General features: G+C 68.0%; 17 protein-coding genes and 1 pseudogene. 5 read left to right on the top strand and 13 right to left on the bottom strand.

Features of this window, described 5'->3' with window-relative positions; all coding sequences use genetic code 11:
* Window positions 1-155: 155 nt before the first annotated feature.
* From AB5J62_RS11500 to AB5J62_RS11490, 3 genes are read right to left on the bottom strand one after another with little or no spacing between them, the layout of a single operon-like run.
* On the bottom strand, window positions 156-929 hold the full coding sequence (locus AB5J62_RS11500; protein WP_370948192.1) for an isocitrate lyase/phosphoenolpyruvate mutase family protein: 774 nt from the start codon (window positions 927-929) through the stop codon (window positions 156-158).
* A gap of 9 nt (window positions 930-938) precedes the next feature.
* A complete protein-coding gene (locus tag AB5J62_RS11495; RefSeq protein WP_370948191.1) occupies window positions 939-2,450 on the bottom strand; it encodes a PH domain-containing protein in 1,512 nt (503 codons plus the stop codon).
* Window positions 2,447-2,941, bottom strand: a complete 495-nt coding sequence (locus AB5J62_RS11490) for a PH domain-containing protein (RefSeq protein WP_370948190.1) — start codon at window positions 2,939-2,941, stop codon at window positions 2,447-2,449. Before AB5J62_RS11490 ends, AB5J62_RS11495 begins: the two co-directional genes overlap by 4 nt.
* 58 nt (window positions 2,942-2,999) lie before the next feature.
* Between AB5J62_RS11490 and AB5J62_RS11485 the strand changes: the two genes are divergently transcribed.
* On the top strand, window positions 3,000-3,596 hold the full coding sequence (locus AB5J62_RS11485; RefSeq protein ID WP_370948189.1) for a TetR/AcrR family transcriptional regulator: 597 nt from the start codon (window positions 3,000-3,002) through the stop codon (window positions 3,594-3,596).
* Here the strand turns inward: AB5J62_RS11485 and AB5J62_RS11480 are convergent.
* Together AB5J62_RS11480 and AB5J62_RS11475 are read right to left on the bottom strand one after the other, a co-directional pair.
* Complete coding sequence (locus AB5J62_RS11480) at window positions 3,593-4,249, bottom strand: GPP34 family phosphoprotein (RefSeq protein ID WP_370948188.1); 657 nt, start codon at window positions 4,247-4,249, stop codon at window positions 3,593-3,595. The two genes, AB5J62_RS11485 and AB5J62_RS11480, sit on opposite strands and share 4 nt — an antisense overlap.
* Window positions 4,250-4,259: 10 nt before the next feature.
* Window positions 4,260-5,702 (bottom strand): ArnT family glycosyltransferase, encoded by a 1,443-nt coding sequence (locus AB5J62_RS11475; protein ID WP_370948187.1) that lies wholly within the window; start codon window positions 5,700-5,702, stop codon window positions 4,260-4,262.
* A 168-nt stretch (window positions 5,703-5,870) separates the two neighbouring features.
* On the opposite strand from AB5J62_RS11475, the gene AB5J62_RS11470 reads away from it, so the two are divergent.
* Window positions 5,871-7,100 (top strand): sensor histidine kinase, encoded by a 1,230-nt coding sequence (locus tag AB5J62_RS11470; protein ID WP_370948186.1) that lies wholly within the window; start codon window positions 5,871-5,873, stop codon window positions 7,098-7,100.
* Window positions 7,075-7,725: a response regulator gene (locus AB5J62_RS11465; RefSeq protein WP_370948185.1), complete on the top strand. Its 651-nt coding sequence runs from the start codon at window positions 7,075-7,077 to the stop codon at window positions 7,723-7,725. Before AB5J62_RS11470 ends, AB5J62_RS11465 begins: the two co-directional genes overlap by 26 nt.
* On the opposite strand, the gene AB5J62_RS11460 is transcribed toward AB5J62_RS11465, so the two are convergent.
* Window positions 7,715-8,074, bottom strand: a complete 360-nt coding sequence (locus tag AB5J62_RS11460; RefSeq protein ID WP_370948184.1) for a winged helix-turn-helix transcriptional regulator — start codon at window positions 8,072-8,074, stop codon at window positions 7,715-7,717. The genes AB5J62_RS11465 and AB5J62_RS11460 overlap by 11 nt on opposite strands.
* Before the next feature lie 120 nt (window positions 8,075-8,194).
* On the opposite strand from AB5J62_RS11460, the gene AB5J62_RS11455 reads away from it, so the two are divergent.
* Window positions 8,195-9,043 (top strand): SDR family oxidoreductase, encoded by an 849-nt coding sequence (locus AB5J62_RS11455; RefSeq protein WP_370948183.1) that lies wholly within the window; start codon window positions 8,195-8,197, stop codon window positions 9,041-9,043.
* Between the two features lie 9 nt (window positions 9,044-9,052).
* On the opposite strand, the gene AB5J62_RS11450 is transcribed toward AB5J62_RS11455, so the two are convergent.
* The 3 genes from AB5J62_RS11450 to AB5J62_RS11440 all read right to left on the bottom strand — a co-directional run bounded on the left by AB5J62_RS11450 (window position 9,053) and on the right by AB5J62_RS11440 (window position 11,021).
* Complete coding sequence (locus AB5J62_RS11450) at window positions 9,053-9,637, bottom strand: TetR/AcrR family transcriptional regulator (protein WP_370950238.1); 585 nt, start codon at window positions 9,635-9,637, stop codon at window positions 9,053-9,055.
* A gap of 66 nt (window positions 9,638-9,703) precedes the next feature.
* A complete protein-coding gene (locus AB5J62_RS11445; RefSeq protein WP_370948182.1) occupies window positions 9,704-10,138 on the bottom strand; it encodes an SRPBCC family protein in 435 nt (144 codons plus the stop codon).
* Window positions 10,139-10,643: 505 nt separating this feature from the next.
* Window positions 10,644-11,021, bottom strand: a complete 378-nt coding sequence (locus AB5J62_RS11440) for a VOC family protein (RefSeq protein WP_370948181.1) — start codon at window positions 11,019-11,021, stop codon at window positions 10,644-10,646.
* A 126-nt stretch (window positions 11,022-11,147) separates the two neighbouring features.
* On the opposite strand from AB5J62_RS11440, the pseudogene AB5J62_RS11435 reads away from it, so the two are divergent.
* Window positions 11,148-11,522: pseudogene (locus AB5J62_RS11435) on the top strand (CocE/NonD family hydrolase); the annotation flags it as partial.
* A gap of 54 nt (window positions 11,523-11,576) precedes the next feature.
* On the opposite strand, the gene AB5J62_RS11430 reads toward AB5J62_RS11435, so the two are convergent.
* The 4 genes from AB5J62_RS11430 to AB5J62_RS11415 form a co-directional block, all read right to left on the bottom strand.
* Window positions 11,577-12,881 carry a tyrosine-type recombinase/integrase gene (locus AB5J62_RS11430; RefSeq protein ID WP_370948180.1) on the bottom strand — a complete coding sequence of 435 codons (1,305 nt, stop codon included), beginning with the start codon at window positions 12,879-12,881 and terminating at the stop codon, window positions 11,577-11,579.
* Between the two features lie 86 nt (window positions 12,882-12,967).
* Complete coding sequence (locus AB5J62_RS11425; protein WP_370948179.1) at window positions 12,968-13,192, bottom strand: helix-turn-helix transcriptional regulator; 225 nt, start codon at window positions 13,190-13,192, stop codon at window positions 12,968-12,970.
* Window positions 13,189-14,859: a replication initiator gene (locus tag AB5J62_RS11420; protein WP_370948178.1), complete on the bottom strand. Its 1,671-nt coding sequence runs from the start codon at window positions 14,857-14,859 to the stop codon at window positions 13,189-13,191. The genes AB5J62_RS11425 and AB5J62_RS11420 overlap by 4 nt, the downstream gene beginning before the upstream one ends.
* A complete protein-coding gene (locus tag AB5J62_RS11415; RefSeq protein WP_370948177.1) occupies window positions 14,856-16,451 on the bottom strand; it encodes an FtsK/SpoIIIE domain-containing protein in 1,596 nt (531 codons plus the stop codon). The genes AB5J62_RS11420 and AB5J62_RS11415 overlap by 4 nt, the downstream gene beginning before the upstream one ends.
* Window positions 16,452-16,710: the final 259 nt, after the last annotated feature.

Raw genomic sequence — 16,710 nt, 5'->3', positions numbered from 1 at the left:
TGGCGTGGCAACAAGTGGTTGCTCGAAGCGACGCCCAGGGCGAAGTACCCGTGGGCACTTCGCGACCACGATGGCAACGCACAAGAGATCGGTCAGCCCGATCCGGCGGCGGCTCGGGCACGGGCGGAATTCTGGCTGGAAGCGGGCGATCTTTGTCAGCTGGGCAGGAGTGCGACGACCTCCGAGTACGAGGGCGGCGTCACCGACTGCGCGCGGCCGTCGGCGACGGCGAGGACCGAGTCGGCGGCCGCGGCCAGTGCGACTCGGTAGGGCAGGGAGCCGAGGCTGACTCGCGCGACGCCCAAGGCGGCGAGGTCGGACAGGGTTTTGCCGCCTGGCTGGAAAAGAACGTTCAGCGGAACGTCGAGTGCGGAGGAAGCGGCCTCGATGTCCGAGGAGGCCTTGAGGCCGGGTATGAAGATGCCGGAGGCACCCGCTTCGACGTAGGCGTTGGCTCGGGCGAGGGCTACGTCGACCGACGGAGGATTGTCGGTGAGCCAGTGGGTGTCCGTGCGCGCGTTGACGAACAGGGACGGGACCTGGGCGGTGACCGCGCGGATCTTCGCGCACTGGTGGTCGAGGTCGGTCAGGGAACCGTCTGGGCGGCCGTCTTCGAGGTTGACGCCCACGACACCCAGGGCCGCCAGCTCCGCCGCGAGCGCTGCTACTTCGGCGGGGTCGTCGCTGAAGCCGTCGGCTATGTCGACGCTGACGAAAGCGCTGAGTGAGCGGAGGGACTCGGCAAGCGCGACGGTGTGGCGGCGGGTTTGCGGGGCTCCGTCGGGTTGGCCGGCCGCGGCCGAGACACCGAGGCTGGTCGTGCCCACTGCCGGGAAACCTCGGGCCACCAGGTGGGCGGCGAGGCCGAATTCCCAGACGTTGGGCAGGAGCAGCGGGTGTCCCGGCCGGTGCAGTGCGGCGAAGTCCATGGGGCCAAGTTAGCCGCGGGACCTGTCGGTGGCGGCCGATGTGTCGAGGAACTGGGTGAGCAGGTCCGGGACCGCCTGGTCGGCGAACGCTATGCCGTCGGGCTCGCCGATGTCGTAGACCGAGTAGCCACCGCTGCCTGCCGCCGTGGTCGCTTCCAGGGTGAGCAAGCCCTTGCGGCGCTGGAAGATGGACTGCTTGATCGTCCAGCCGATGACGCCGGTCCGTTGCAACGCGACCGTGCTGCGGCGCATCGCTCCGTGCCTGCTCACCAGGTATTCGCCGGTGAGGCCGTGGCCGAGGTTGCGGTATGCGTCGAGCGCGAGCGCCACCGCGATCGGGATCAGCGGGACCGCGAGTGCTCCGGCGATGATGAGGAGGACGTCCGTGAGCAGGATGCCGAGCAGCGCCAGTGTCGCCAGCACGACGAGAACCGAGCCGAGCCACCAGCGCAGACGCCTGCCCCTCGCCGCCTCGGGGTGGCCGGTGAGCTGGGCCGAGACCGTGGGCGAGACGGGCTCGTCGAGCACGGTGGCGGCCACTTCGTTGGCCAGCGCGAGCGGGGCCGCGGGCAGGAGGGTGTGGTAGTCGGTCTTGTCGTCGTCATCGGCTTTGCGCATGCCGGTCGCGATGGCGTCGACCCTGGCGGCGCCCGACAGGCGGTTGCCGATCGGCTCGACCACCTCGACGCCGCGCAGGCGCTTCTCCTCGATGGAGATCGAGCGGGTGGTGAACAGGCCGCGGTGGACACGCAGGGTGCCACCCGGCTCGCGCTCGAGGCGGAAGTTCCACCACATCTCGACGAACAGGCCGACCGCGCCGATGACGCCGAACAGCCAGACCAGCGCCGCGAGGATGAGGATGGACACGACCAGCGGGAGGTCGCCGAACAGGTCGATCGCCCAGCGGACCACGCCGCCGCCGGCCTTGAACCAGTCGGCGACCTTGAACACGACGCCGACCGCGGCGAGGCCCAGCGTCGGGGCGAGGAACGACGCGGGGACGTAGCGGATCCAGCCCCAGTCGAGCTTGGCGATCTGGCCGTCCGAAGGCCGCTCGGCCGGTTGCTCGCGGTGGAGGAGCTCGACGCGCAGGCGCTCGGCGTCGGCCCTGGTGAGCGGCTCGAGTTTGAGGCGGGCGTTTTCGGAGCTCTCGTGCTGGCCGGTGCCGACCGTGAGCACCGCGAGGCCGAACAGGCGGTGCAGCGGGTTCGCGGTGAGGTCGACACTGCGGATTCGCTCACGGGGCAACGACTTTTGGGACTTGAGCACCAGGTCGAAGCGCTTTTCGAGGCGCTGCTCGGTGAGGCGGTAGCGGGTGGCGCGCCAGCGCAGCAGGTCCAGCAGCGCCGTCGCGCCGACCACCAGCAGAGCGCACGGCACCACGATGAGCAGCGCGATGCCGAAGGACAGGCCGTCCGCGAGCGCGATGACGGCGGGGATCCCGGACGCGACCGCGAGGCCGGCGAACGTCAGCGCCGTGACCTGGACGGTCCGGCGGTCGAGCGTCTGCCACTCGCTCACGTCGCGTCTCCCGGCGTCGCCTGGGTGGTCTCGGTGAGGCGCTCGGCCAGGTTCTCGGCGAGTTCGCGGTCGAGGCCGGAGATCTTGACCGGGCCCCTGGCCGACGCCGTGGTCACGGTGACCGTGGCGAGCTTGAACGCCTGCTGGAGCGGGCCGCGCAGGGTGTCGACCGTCTGGATCCGCGACAGCGGCACCACCCTGGACTCCTGGAAGAAGAACCCGGTGCGGGTGTAGACCGCTGTTTCCGTTGCCTCCCAACGATGCACGCGGTACCACCAGATCGGCATCAGCGCGATCCACGCCGCGCCGAGCACCGCGAACACCAGCGCGGGCGCCAGCAGCCAGAACCGGGCCGGCGGGATGAGCAGGCCGAGCAACACCAGCGCCAGCACGGGCGGGCCGAACCAGATCAGCCCGTGCACGCGCCACCAGCCCAGCACCCGCCGGTCCAATTGGTGGGTCGGCGGCCGTAGCCGCACCGTGTCCGTCATCGCATACCCCCGAGTGTCGTTTACAATGCGATCGCATCGTAAACATACCGGAGGCCGGGTGCCGAAGCAGGTTGACCACGAGCAGCGCCGCGGCCAGATCGCCGAAGCGCTGCTGCGCCTCACCGCGCGCGAAGGGCTCGAAGCGGTGAGCCTGCGGCACGTCGCCACCGAGGCGGGCGTGTCGATGGGCGCCGTGCAGCACTATTTCAAGACCAAGGACGAGATGCTGCTGTTCGCCCTGCGGCATCAGGACGACCTGCGTGAACAGCGCATCACCGCGAGCCTGGCCGCCGCCGTCTCCCCCACGCCACGCGACATCCTGCGTGCCTGCCTGGTCGAGATCATCCCGACCGACGAGCGCAGCACCAGCGAATGGCTGGTCGGCGTCGCCTACTTCATCCGCGCGCTCGCCAGCCCGTCGATGGCCTCGGTCTACACCGAAGGCATGCCGAAACTGTTCGAGTTCTTCGCCGATCAAATCCGGCAGGCGCAGGCCTCCGGCGAGGTCTCGGCCGAACGCGAAGCCGACCGCGAAGCCGAAATCCTGTGGGCGCTCGCCGACGCGCAGGGCACCAGCATCCTGCTCGGGCAGCGGACTTCGGCCGAGGCCGTCGCGTTGCTCGACTATCACCTGGCCAGGCTCTTCCAGGCTTAGCCGCCGCTGCCTCCCGAGCTGGCGGCACTCGCCCGAACCGCGCGAAGGTCCCGGAAAACCTTGCGCAGCGCGGGAACCGTCGCGCCGCCCTGGCTCGCCAGCGCGTCCAGCCTGTCCCGGTTGTGCCGCCGGTCGCGCCCGCTGACCACGCTGTTGAGTTCGATCGCCGTGACGAGCGAGGCCAGCGCCGCGTCCGCCGAGCTGACGTCGTGGACGGACTTCGGGCCGCAGACGGCCTCGACGATCCGGGCGCGCAGCTTTTCGACCAGCGACGTGTCGAGAACGGTAGGCCGGACACTGGGGAACAGACCCAGCACACGGGTGTGGTCGACGCGGATGATGCCCGCGGCTTCGAGCTGGGCCTCGACCGCGGCCAGCGTGCCGCGGAAGTCACGGCGGATCCAGGTCTTCCACTTCGCGGGCCGCTGCTCGGCGATCTGGGCGAGCACGTCGTCGAGCACGACGTCGCCGGTGGGTGCCGCGGCGGCAGGCGACACCACACCGTCGTCGTCGGTCAGCCGCCCGCGCGTCAGCAGGTCGGTCAAGGCCGCCGCGCGGACCAGGTAACCGGCACGCTGCCGGTCGGGCAGGCGATGCCGCTCGACGTTCAACGCCAGCAGATAAGCCTGGGCAGGCAAGGACAATTCCCTCATCATGTTCTCCTCATTGCCGCTTGAGCTGCGGCCAGATCTGCTTCCATGGTGCCAGTTTTCCGGTGTAGCGCCAGACGAGCCCGTCGACGACCGGTGTCATCGCGGCGAAGTGCGGCTTGAGCAAGCCGGGGTCGAAACCGAAGAACAGCACGGAGTCCACCGAATCCGGCGGTGCGCCGAAGTACCAGTAGCCCCGGTGTCCACTGTAGACACGGTTGATGCCGTGCGCTTCACCGTCGCGTTCGACCGCGGCGGCGAACGGGTAGATCTCCGCGTAGACCGCCGTGTGCGCGCGTTCTTCGAGCGGCATCGACGCCCAGATCCCGTCGATGGTTTCGCCCAGCTGCGCGACCGGCAGCTCACCGCCCGCGAAAGAGGTGCCGAGCGAGGCGATGCCGATGTGCGTGGGCAGTTTGTCCACTGTGGATGCCGGATAGATCGGCAGCGCCGCCACCGTGACCACGGCCGACAGCACGAAGGCAGGCCAGGCAACGGCTTTCCACCACCGGACCAGGTCGCGGCGTTCCAGCTCGGCCGCCGCGGCGGCGAACGGGAGCGCGTAGACGCTGATCAGGTAGTACGACCGGCCTTGTGCGATCAGGAACGCGACGATCAGGGCGAGCATCGTCACGCCGAGGAACCGGTACGGCCGCAAGTCCGGCGACCGCAGCAGCCGCCACAGTCCATAGAGGAACGCGAGCACGCCGATCCCGACGCCCGCGCCGAGCAGGCCGTCACGCAGGAATGGCCAGAAACCGGGGAATTCGGCCTTCACGACCTCGTTCATGTGCGCGTACGGCCAGCCGTTGCGTGCCTGCCACACGAGATTGGGGATCGTCACCACCACCGCGATCGCGGCACCGGCCCACAGCATCGGCCTGCGGAGCAGGTCGCGCGGACCCAGCACGAGCGCGCTCAGCGCCAGCAGCACCCAGAACGCCGGGATCAGGAACTTGGTCTGCAGTGAGACCGCGGTGACCAGCCCGGCGAACAGCAGCAGCCGGTCCTCGCGCACCCGCACCCAGCGGACCACCAGCCACACGATCACCGTCCAGAGGAACGGATCCAGCGCGTAGGTCGCGACCCAGTGGCTGATGATCAGCGCGCTGCTGCACGCGTACGCCGCGGCGGCCATCACCTGTGCCGCGCGGCGGCCGCCCAGCTCGCGGGCGATGAGCGAGGTGACGACGATCCCGCCCGTCGCGGCGAGCGTCATGGGCAGCCGCAGCGCGACCAGGTTTCCCGGGAACAGGCTGTCCAGCCCGCCCGCGAGGAGCGGGATCAGCGGCGGCTGGTCGAAATACCCCCAGTTCGCGTGATCTCGACCGGCGACGAGGAAGTAGGCCTCGTCGAAACCGTGCCCGTAGCGCCCGCTGGTGATCAGCAGCACCACGCCCGCCACCCCGGCGACGGCGAGCACCGGCCACCTGGCGAATTCGCGAATCCCGTCCATGGCGCCCAGTCCACGGCATCGGGGTGGTGCGGCGTAACGGATCAAGGTGGGCAACCGCGTCCACGAAAGTCGGCGCCGACCTGGGCACCCGCAACTTTCGTCGACACCAGGTCACGCGAAAGGGGTTTTCCGCGTACCGCGCCGGGCACGGGTGGCTACGGTGACCGCATGACCTGCGGACCGGCGCCGACCAAGAGCGACCACATCTGGCTGGTGGTGGCCGCGGTCGCGTTCGCCGGGCTCGACGCGCTGATGGGCTCGCTCAACCAGCCGACCACGGGCTGGGCGGGTCCCCACGCGGCGCTCCTGCTGCAGATCCCGCTCGACCTCTCGCTGATCTTCGCCTTCCACTACCCGAGGATCGTCGCGGGCCTGGTGCTGACGGGCGCGACGCTGATGCTGATCTCCGACGAGCTGGTGCCGGGGTTGTTCGTGCCCGAGCATCCGATCAGCCTGGCGACCGTGCCGACCATCACGCCGGTGCTGCTCTGCGTGCTGGTGCGGGTTCTCGACCGCCGCTCGCTGCTCATCCTCACCGGGATCTTCATGGTCATGGGCACCAGGATCTGGCATCCGAGCTGGGCGGTCATCCCGTTCGGACTGGTCAGCACCGCGTTGCCGTCACTGGGTTCGCTGTATCTGCAGGCACGCCGGGACCTGTTGCGCTCGCTGCGTGACCGCGCCGAACGGGCGGAGCGGGAACAGCATCTGCTCGCCGAGCAGGCGCGGGCCGAGGAACGCAGACGGCTCGCCGGCGAGATGCACGACGTCGTCACGCATCGGCTGAGCCTGATGGTCTTGCACGCGGGCGCGTTGACGGTGTCCTCCAGGGAACCTTCGGTGCGCGACGCGGCCGAAGGCATCCGCAGCGAGGGCACCCGCGCACTCGACGAGTTGCGCGACCTGGTCGGTGTCCTGCGCGGCACGGAACAGGACACCGGCACCGCGCAGGCGGCCGTGGTCGATCTGCCCGATCCCGCGATGCTCGTGGCGGAGTCGGAGTCGGTCGGCATCCCGGTCCGCTTGCGTGTCGACGGCGGCGGGAACGGGCTTTCGCCGACCGTCGCGCGCACGGCCTACCGGGTCGTCCAGGAGGCGCTGACCAACGTCCGCAAGCACGCGCCCGGCTCCGAAGTGGACCTCGCGCTGCGGTACCGGCCGGATGGTCTGGACATCGAGGTCCGCAACTCGCCGCCGCGCGGCGCGCCGGACCCGGTGCTCGCCGGGAGCGGCTCCGGCGCCGGGCTGTCCGGCCTGCGGCAACGGGTCGAGCTGATCGGCGGCAGCCTGCGGGCGGGCCCGGTGATCAGCGGCGGCTTCGAGGTCAGTGCGATACTGCCCGCCTATGTCCCCACAGCAGAAAGCGCACAGCATGATCACGGTCGTCGTCGTCGATGACGAGCCGATGGTGTGCGCGCATCTGCGCACCATCCTCGGCTCCGCTGACGACATCGAGGTCGTCGCACAGGCGCAGGACGGCGCCGAAGCCGTTGAAATGGTGGTGCGGCACCGGCCGAGGGTCGTGCTGATGGATCTGCGGATGCCCGGCGTCGACGGGCTCACCGCGATCGAGCGCATCGGCGAGCTGCCCGATCCGCCCGCGGTCGTCGCGCTCACCACGTTCGACGCCGACACCTACGTCATCCGCGCGCTGCGGGCGGGCGCGGCCGGATTCCTCGTGAAGTCGACACCGCCGGAAGACCTGATCGGCCTGGTCAGGGTGGCCGCCGACGGGCACACCGTGCTCTCGCCGTCAGCCGCCCGCCGTCTGGTGGCCGCGGGCGCCGACGGCGCGCAGCGCGGTGAGGACGCCCGTCGCCGCGCGGCTTCGCTGACCGACCGCGAAACCGAGGTGCTGGCTTGCCTCGGCGAAGGACTGTCCAACGCGGACATCGCCAAGCGGCTGCATCTGTCGGAGGCGACCGTGAAGAGCTACGTCTCGCGGATGCTCGTGAAACTCGGCTGCGCCAACCGGACCCAGGCCGGGTTGCTCGCGCACGAAGCCGGTCTCGTCAGGCATTGACCCCGTCGTAGGCCGCACGGGCCTTGATGACCTCGTCGATGTGCTCGCGCGCCCAGCGGTCGAGGTAGGACACTGTTTCGGCGAGGTTGCGGCCCAGCTTGGTCAGCTCGTACTCGACGCGCGGCGGGATCTCGGCGTACGCGGTGCGGGTGAGCATGCCGTCGCGCACCAGGCTCTGCAGGGTCTGGGTGAGCACCTTCTGCGAGATGCCCTCGACCCGTTTCCCGATGTCGGTGAACCGCTGCGGCCCGCCGGTGAGGGTCAGGATGATCAGCACGGTCCAGCGGTCGCCGATCCGGTCGAGGATCTGACGGGTCGGGCAGTCCTTCTCGAACGGGTTGGGCAGCACGGCACGCTCCTTACTTTCCCCAAGATAGTAACAGACTTCAAAGTCATTACTTTCTCAAGGGAATTATTGGATTTGAAGCCAGGTTCGACTGGGTGAACGACCTCGAACCAAGGAGATGACATGACCATCGTGGTGACCGGAGCGACCGGACAGCTCGGCAGGCTGATCGTGAAACACCTGCTGGAGCGCGTGCCGTCGAGTGAGGTCGTCGGCAGCGTGCGCGTCCCGGAGAAGGCCGCCGACCTGGGCATCGACGTCCGGCATGGCGACTTCGACAAGCCGGAGACGCTGCCTGCCGCGTTCGCGGGCGCAGACAAGCTGCTGATCATCTCGGCCGACGGTGACAACGTCACGCGGGTCCGTCAGCACACCGCCGCCGTCGAGGCCGCGAAGGCCGCCGGCGTCAAGCACATCGTCTACACCTCGCTGACCGCCGCCGACACCAGCGGCATCGCGCTGGCGAACACGCACCGCCCGACCGAGGAGGCCATCAGGGCCACCGGCATCCCGTTCACCTTCCTGCGCAACAACTGGTACTTCGAGAACAACACGGGCACCGTGCAGGGCGCGCTCGCGACCGGCGCCGTCGCCACGTCGAGCCAGGGCGGCCGATTCGCGCCGGCCGCGCGCGAGGACTACGCCCGCGCGGCCGCGGTCGTGCTCGCCACCGACGGCCACGAGAACGCCGTCTACGAACTGGGCGGCCCGGTTTCGTACAGCTTCGCGGACTGGGCGGCGGCGATCTCGGACGTCTCCGGCAAGGCGGTCGCCTACCAGGAGATCACCGAAGAGGAAGCCGCCGCAGGGCTGACCGCGGCCGGGCTCCCCGGCCACGTGGTCGAGCTGATCACGGACTTCTACGCCACGCTCGCCCGCGGCGAGATGGACCTGCCGCGCGAAGACCTGCGCAAGCTGATCGGCCGCGACCCCGTGACGCTCAAGGAGTTCGTCGCCTCGGTGGTGAGCTGAGGCCGGGTTTCAGCGAGGCGCGGCCGCCGACTCCAGCAGGGCGGTGAACAGCAGCCGGAGGTGGCCGCGCCCGCGTGCCCAGCGGGCTTCCAGCTCGGCCTGGTCACGCGTGGCCCAGCTGGCGATGAGGATGCCGCGGACCACGTCCATCGCGGTGTAGACCGCGTGCAGGAACTCGGGATGCCCGGCGTACTCGGGCATCAGCGCCTTGCCGAAGTCGACCAGGCTGCTGGTCGCGATCGGCTCGACGGCCGCCATCTGCCGCCGGAGCTCGTCGTCGGTGCGCGAGGCGACCCACAGCTCGACGGTCGCGGAGAACACCGGGCCCTGGTGCATCTCCCACAGCAGATCCAGCGCGTCCCCGATCGGGTCCGCCGACGCCTTGAGCCGGTCCAGCTCGGCCATCGCCACCTCGGTGCGCTTCGCGGCGAGGTGGCGGATCGCGGAGGTGACCAGGTCGGTCTTCGTCGGGAAGTGGTGCACCTGCGCGCCCCTGGTGACCCCGGCGAGGTCGGCGACCTTGGTGGTCGTGGTGCCCGCGTAGCCGTACTCGACCAGGCAATCGATGGTGGCGTCCAGCAGCCGCAGGCGCATGGCCGAACTGCGTTCCTCCTGGGTACGGCCGGTCGTTCCCCGTCGTGGCGCTGACATGGGGCTAGCTTATGGGGCGCCTCCGGCGGCCCGCGCCGCGAGGGTTTCGGCCATCCGCCGGAGCACCCGACCAAGGAACCAGCGATAGAACCAGCCGGTGCCGGGGATCTTCGGCTCGAACGCGGAATGCCAGTGGATGTCCGTGCCGCCGTCGCGCGGGGTCAGGTCGACGTCGGCGCGGTAGTTCCGCAGCGGCAGGCCGCCCCGCAGCTCGTAGCTGAGCCGCCGGTCTTGGACGAGCTCGACGATCTCCTCGCGGCTCTTGATGGTCCCGGTACGGAAGAGGCGGAGCGCACCGATCCCCTCGCGTTCCGTCTCACCTTCTCTGAGCAGCTCGAACGACCCGAGTGGGGACCAGTCCGGCCAGCTCGCGCCATCGCGGAGCAACGCGTAGACGACGGCCGGTGCCGCGTGCGCGTGCGCTCGCGCCGAAATCTCAACCATGCGCGACATTTTATTGGAGCGGAGCCTTCCTCCACGGTCGGCGCAGGTGAGGGCCTCCCTCACCCGAGCGGGGTCGTGAGTGTTTAGACCGGTTATTGAGCAGAAGGCCAAATGTGGCGTCTTGCGCTCGGGCGCGGCTGAACCACACAAAGGCCACCCTTGTAACGCTGAGCGTGACATGGGCCCCCTTCGTCACGTCTCAGACTCCAGCAAAACCGCACGAAAAGGACATAGCGGACCACATTTCGCGCCTGGCATCCATTGTGGACACGAAATCGGGTGTAGTTCACCAGCGAGACGACGTGAACGCCCCGTTCACAACGTTCAACGTCGCGAACGAGGCGTTCACGCCATCCCACCTGGCGCAGCGACCACACGTGGCGGGCAAGTCATGGGGGTCGTGAGTGGTACGGCCGGTTCTAACCGGTCTAAACACTCACGACCCCACGACGAGCCGACGATCGCGCCACCTTTGCGTTTCCCCTCAAATAGCCGCGTGGCGGGCCTAGAGTTCCTTGATACGGGCGCGGAGCAGGCAGAATTCGTTGCCTTCCGGGTCGTGAAGAACGTGCCAGGGCTCCTCGCCGGTCTGGCCGATGTCGGCCGGGCGCGCCCCGATCTTCAGCAGCCGCTCGAGTTCGGCGTCCTGATCGCGGTCCGTGGCGTTGACGTCGATGTGCAGCCTGGGTTTCGCCTGTACCGGCTCCGGGTTCGGGCTGAGGATGATCGTCGGCTGCGCGCCGCCGAAACCTTCGCGCGGCCCGATCTCGATGGCGCCGTCCTCACGATCGAGCTCGACGAAGTCCAGTACCTCGCACCAGAACCGCGCCAGCACCTCGGGATCACGGCATTCGAGTACGAGTTCACTGATCCGGCATGCCATCGACGCCCCCTGCTCTCCGGTGTGCGTGCTTCCCCCAGCGGACCGTACCCGGGCAGGCGAACGAGCGCGAAAGGTTTTGGGATCGGTGCTGGCGAGGTGTCCGCGAACTCGGGAATACTCGCGGGAATGGGTGGGATCCGACGGATTTCGATGTTGCTGCTGGCTTTCGGGCTGCTGACGAGCGGGACGACCGCGCTTGCCACGCCGCCGCCCTTCGAGGTGAGCGGCGGGGTGAGCCAGCCGGTGTTCTCCTACGAGAAGGCGATCCGCGAGTCGGTCTGGGTCGAGACCGGGCAGGACCTGGATCGCGACGGCGTGATCGACCGGGTCACCGCCGACATCATCCGGCCGTCCGAGCCCGCGGCGCGCGGGCAGCGGGTGCCGGTGATCATGGACGTCAGCCCCTACTACGCGTGCTGCGGCCGAGGCAACGAAGCGCAGAAGAAGACCTACTCCCCCGACGGCCGACCGGCGGGGTTCCCGTTGTTCTACGACAACTTTTAGGGATAGGCCCTGACCTGCACTTATGTAGTTGTCGATCTTGTCAGGCCGTCGTCAGGCCGTGTCAGATTCGGAGGTCGTCCGGGTCCGGCGTGGCTTGAAAACCTTGTCGGCGGCGGCCCGTGCCCGGCGGTGGCTCGACGGAACGAGGTGCGTGTAGATCCGGAGGGTGTAACCGGGGTCGTGGTGCCCGAGGGACTCGGCGAGTTCCCGAATGGACACCATGGCGGCGAGGTTCGACGAGGCGTAGAAGTGGCGCATTCCGTGCATGCCGTCTCGCCGATCGGTGTAGACGAGTCCGGCCGTGCCGTATGCGGGCTTCCACACGTCGTTGGTGAAGTTCGCCCCGTCGATCACGTCGGCGACCGGACGACCCCGGTAGCGGTCGCGTTCCTTGACCTTGCGGATGAGCAGCCGGACAGATTCGGGACGCCCACCGGGTTCAAGCCACGGCAGCGTGACCGTCACGGGTTCGAAGTTCTCCATGTAGTCGTCGATCTCATCCAGGACCCCGCCGCCCATGGGCACCACGCGAGTCTTCCCACCCTTGGGAGGAGCGAACACGGGCGTGTTGTCAATCCAGCGGATCTGCCGCTGAACGTTGCACACCATTTCCTCCCGGTCGATGTCATCGGGGCTGAACCCGAAGATCTCCATTTGCCGAAGTCCCAGGCCCGCCCCGAGCGGTACGATAATCTTGTACGGCTCAGGAAGCGCAAGCTTCAGCATGTGGACCTGATTTTCCTTCCAGGGCACCACTTTCCGCTGTTCGGGCTTCGGGCGTTTGATGCTTTTCGCCTTGCACGGGTTCGCCCGGATCTTCTTATCGTCGAACGCGGCTTCCAGGATCGCTGACACGGTGTCGAACAGCACCGCCCGATACGACGCCGCCAGACCACGCCCACCCTCCGATTTCGGCCGTTCCAGCCAGTCCAGCCAATCCCGGATCGTGTCCGTCTTCCCTGCGACCTTCAGCGTTTTGTCGCCCAGGAAAGGGAAAATCGCCGTCCTAAGCTTGTTGGTCACGGTCTGGCGAGTCCCGGCGTCGGTCGACTGGCCTTTGCGCCACTGTGCCGTGTAGACACGAAACGTGATGTCCCCGGCGTCCGGATCGATGAAGTCTCCGGTGAGGACGTCGTTTTGCATCTGGTTCAGGAACGCGTTCGCCTGGGTCAGCTTCTTGTCCGGGAACGACTTGGATCGCTCCTTGCCGTCTTGGTCGTAGTAGTGGACCTTGTACCGGTCACCTTTGCCGAACAGTTCCGACTTCTCGCGGACCGGTCGACCACTCTCGGTGTAGACGAGTTTGCCGTCGACTTTCTTCTTCCGCCACCAGCGGTCTTGCACGTGCCCCTTCATGGGCCCTCCTTTCGTCTCTCAGCGGTCGGGGCCTGGTGTCCGGCGTGATTGCTCGCATGCCGGACACCAGGGCCTCAGATTTCTTGTCAGGCCGCGTTCAGGGTGGCTAGCCACGCCCGGACCTCTGCCGGTTCGTAGCGGACGTGCTTACCCATCCTGAAAAACGGCGGCCCGTACTGCTTGAGCCGCCAGTCCCGCAGCGTCTTCTCTGGAATTCCTAGGTATGCCTCCAGTTCTTCCGGTCCCCACAGCCCTTCTGTCTCAACAACCCGGATGCGTACCGCTATGACGTCCCCCTTCCCCCTGGTCAAGCGGCCTCCGGCCGAGTTGCCGAAGTTTTCTCCCCGTCGCCGGGTGGTGGATTCGCGGCGAGCATCGCCCGGTCGTACTCGGCCCGCCAGGTGATCCGTTCCGCGATCGCCCGCATGACGAGGTGATCCCGAGGCGGGCACTGCGTGTCGCCCGGTTCGACCTTGCGCCAGGTGAACCGCGCCTTGTCGGGTTCGGGCTTGCTGATCCCGATCTCGGCGAGCGCGGCCATCACGAACCCGCGACGGTCGGACTTGTGGTCGGCCACGGTCTTGCCCGACCACTTGCGCGACACCAGCACCCGCCGCCCCGGAAGCCCGAGCGTGGCCCGCCGATGCGCACGGCCTTTGCAGTGCCCCGGAGTCGTCTTCGCGCCCGCGCCCTTGGGGTTGATCCCGTAGAGCAGCCACACAGCGCACCGAGCCGAACACGGCGTCACCGACAGCTCCGCGTGAAGGCGGTCGTGATGATCCCGCTGAGAGACCGTGTCGGCGTCGACGACCTCACCGGTGGACTTGGTGAGGTACTTGGTCAGATACCCGATGTGCCGCCCGGATTCCTCCGTGCCACCCAGCACACCCTTCGAGTGCACCTGAGCACCGAACCTCACCACATGCGCGGGCACCTCCACGGCCGCCACGGCGTCATCCCACGCGGTCAGCGGCACTCGCGTGCCCGGGTCCACAAAGGACATCGCTTCAGCATCCCAGTACGGCATCCGGTCGGTGTAGACGATCTCGTCATGTTCCGGCCACCACACCTGATGGTAGGTCGCCTCGGTCACGAGCTTGACCGTCTCGTGCGAGATCGCCCCACGCAACGCGGTGTGCAGGTGCGGAGCCGCCCGCCGTTGCGGCTCCACGGTCGCGAAGTACTGCACATCCCAGCCGACCACCCGCCGCAGGTTCTGCCACCAGCGATCCACCAGCGCCGCGAAATGCACGGCGTCACGCGCGGCCCGCCGATAGTCATACGCCGCCGGGTTCACCGGGGAGCCGTCCGACCGCACCTGACCATAGGTGTCACAGGTGAGGGTGACGAACATCGAGGGCCGGAACTTCCCGGCGTACTCACGTCCCACGGTGGTCTTGGCGACCTTGCGCCGAGGCAGGTTCGGCGTGTCCTGGCGACGTTTCGTCGACCGCTTCACCGCCGTGCGTGCCGGAACATCCAGCCCCGGCAGACGGCCCGTCATCCCCGACGCCCGCAACTCAGCGTCCACACTGGACACCTCCGCCCGCAGCTCCTCCGCTTCCACCTCATCCCCGGCAGCGGTCACCTCCCGGTAGTGCGCAGCCAGGTCCGCCCGGAACTCCAATAGCTCCCGCTGCCCCTGAGATGGCTTCTCCCGCTCGATCACCGGCTCGCTGGTCCGGTGCCACCCCTCCCGGCACTGTGCTTGCCTCAGGGCCTTTGCCTTGCGGGCACAGGGAAGACATGTCGATTCCACAGTGGACCCGCACGGCACCGGGACATAGCGGAGTTCCCCGGTCTCGGTGTCGCCGACCTCCATCACGAACGGCCGCGTGCAGACCCCGTGCTGCTCCGCCGTCGCCTTCACCACGTCAGCGGCAAGTGCTCCGCGGAATCGCCTGTTCTCTTCGCTGGTCACGGCTGGTTTCTCGGCCTGGGTGTTGTCGGCCGGGTTGTTCTCGGTGGTGGTGGTCATGCCGACCTCCCTTCGTTCGCGCGCCGATCAGCCAGGTTGATCACCTGTGCGCCGCCGTTGGTGACGTAGTGCTCCAGCTGCTTGATCGTGTGGTCAGGAACCCATCCGGCCCGCACACGCAGCGGTTCCCGCACGCCCTCACCCCACACGTAGCCCAGACCCGCGTCGGATTCGGGAATGCGGTTGGCCCACGCGCCCCGTTCGTACGCGCCGTCACCGAGCACCATGGGTACCTGCGTCTTGGAGGTCAGGCGCATGGCGATGCGGCGGGGCAGCAGCTCCCGCACCGGAACCGTCTCCTTGGTCGGCTCCTGCACGTACCCGCGCACCGAGAACAACAACGCCCGCCCCTGCGTGGCCAGGATCGCCACCTTTTCCACAATGGAGTCACGGGTCTTGCGGTCGGTGTACTTCGTGAGCGCGCCAATCTCGTCGAACTCCAGCAGCTCTACCGGAAACTCCGTCGAGATCGGAACCTCACGCGTGTGCCCGGCGAAACACCGCTTGCGCTTCTCCAGCTCATCGAGCAGCCCGTCGAGCACCTCCAGCGCTTCCTTGCCGTTCTGCCCGTACCGGGCGAAAATCCCACGCCCGTAAGACAATTCCATTGCCTTGGGGTCGATCCCCGAGACCCGGACCAGGCCCGCGCGGATCGCCGGAGCGGCCGCCACGAGCGGACTCCACAGCGCCGAACCCTTACCCGACCCGGTAGCGCCCGCCACGAGCATGTGCGAACCCGTTCCCACCAACGGAATCGTCCACGGCTTGCCGTACTCGGTCACACCCGCGTGCACCGCCCGCAGATTCACCGACGTACCGTCAGGCGAGGACAGTTCCGGGATAGGCATGCACGTAACCGCCGAGGTCAACAGATCCCGCCGCATGAAGTCGATCGACACCACGTTGGGCTCCAGCTCCCGCACCTGGCAACGGGTGACTTTCCGAGCCACTGCCAGGGCGCGGGCAGCGTCGTCGAAATCCTCCGGCGTCTGACCCGGCACCAGGCGCACCCGGACCTCATCCCACGAGGCACCCGAACGCACCGACAGGATCTTCGGGACCGCCACACCGGATTCCTGGCGTGCTTTCGCGGTCGCTTCCCGCTTGCGCCGACGCGACACCAGGTTGACCGTGACATCGATCGGGATGGCGTCATCGCGCACCGTCAGCCCGCAGGCATGCAGCCACGTCGGCAGCTTGCGCCCGTAGAGCGTCCAGCGCAGCCACCACGCCCGCAGCCGACGACCGCACCACTGGTCATACCCGACCGCGTCCAGCCGCCACCACACGAGCTGAACCAGACCCAGCGAGGCCGCGATCACGACCAGCCATACCCAGCCCAGCCAGCGGCACCACGCCCACAACGCCACCAACGTCAACGCCGTGCGCCAGTAGGTGGCCAGTTGCCGAACAACCCAGCCGACCGCACGCACCACCGCCCACAGCGCCATCGCGAGGACCGCCAAAGCCGCCAAGGCTTCCAGCACTCCCGCCAGGGCACGGCCGACCTTGGCCAGCACCCACAGCAGCACCGCCAGGCCGCCGCCGACAGCCGCGAAGATCATCACGTTCTGCACGTCGTGTGCCTGCATCAGCGACCACCCCCGACCGGGAAAGATCGCTGAGTAATTGTGTTGCGCATCTGGGTGACCCCCGTTGACGCGCAGTACTTGCCGTCATTTATCGTTTGCATTGTTCGCTTACTCCAGTGGACAGGCGCAGAACCGGAACAGGTTGGGAAGCCAGGGGCCGGTTCTGCGTTTAATAGGGACAATTTTGGGCACGTAAGGACGCGTTTGTTGAACACGCGTCCCCACGTGCGGACTTTTATCGGTCTTCACTTGTTTTCCA

Source organism: Amycolatopsis sp. cg5 (genome assembly GCF_041346955.1).
Lineage (GTDB): Bacteria > Actinomycetota > Actinomycetes > Mycobacteriales > Pseudonocardiaceae > Amycolatopsis.
Note: the sequence above shows the minus strand (reverse complement) of the source record. Positions and strands in the feature narration are given on the sequence as shown.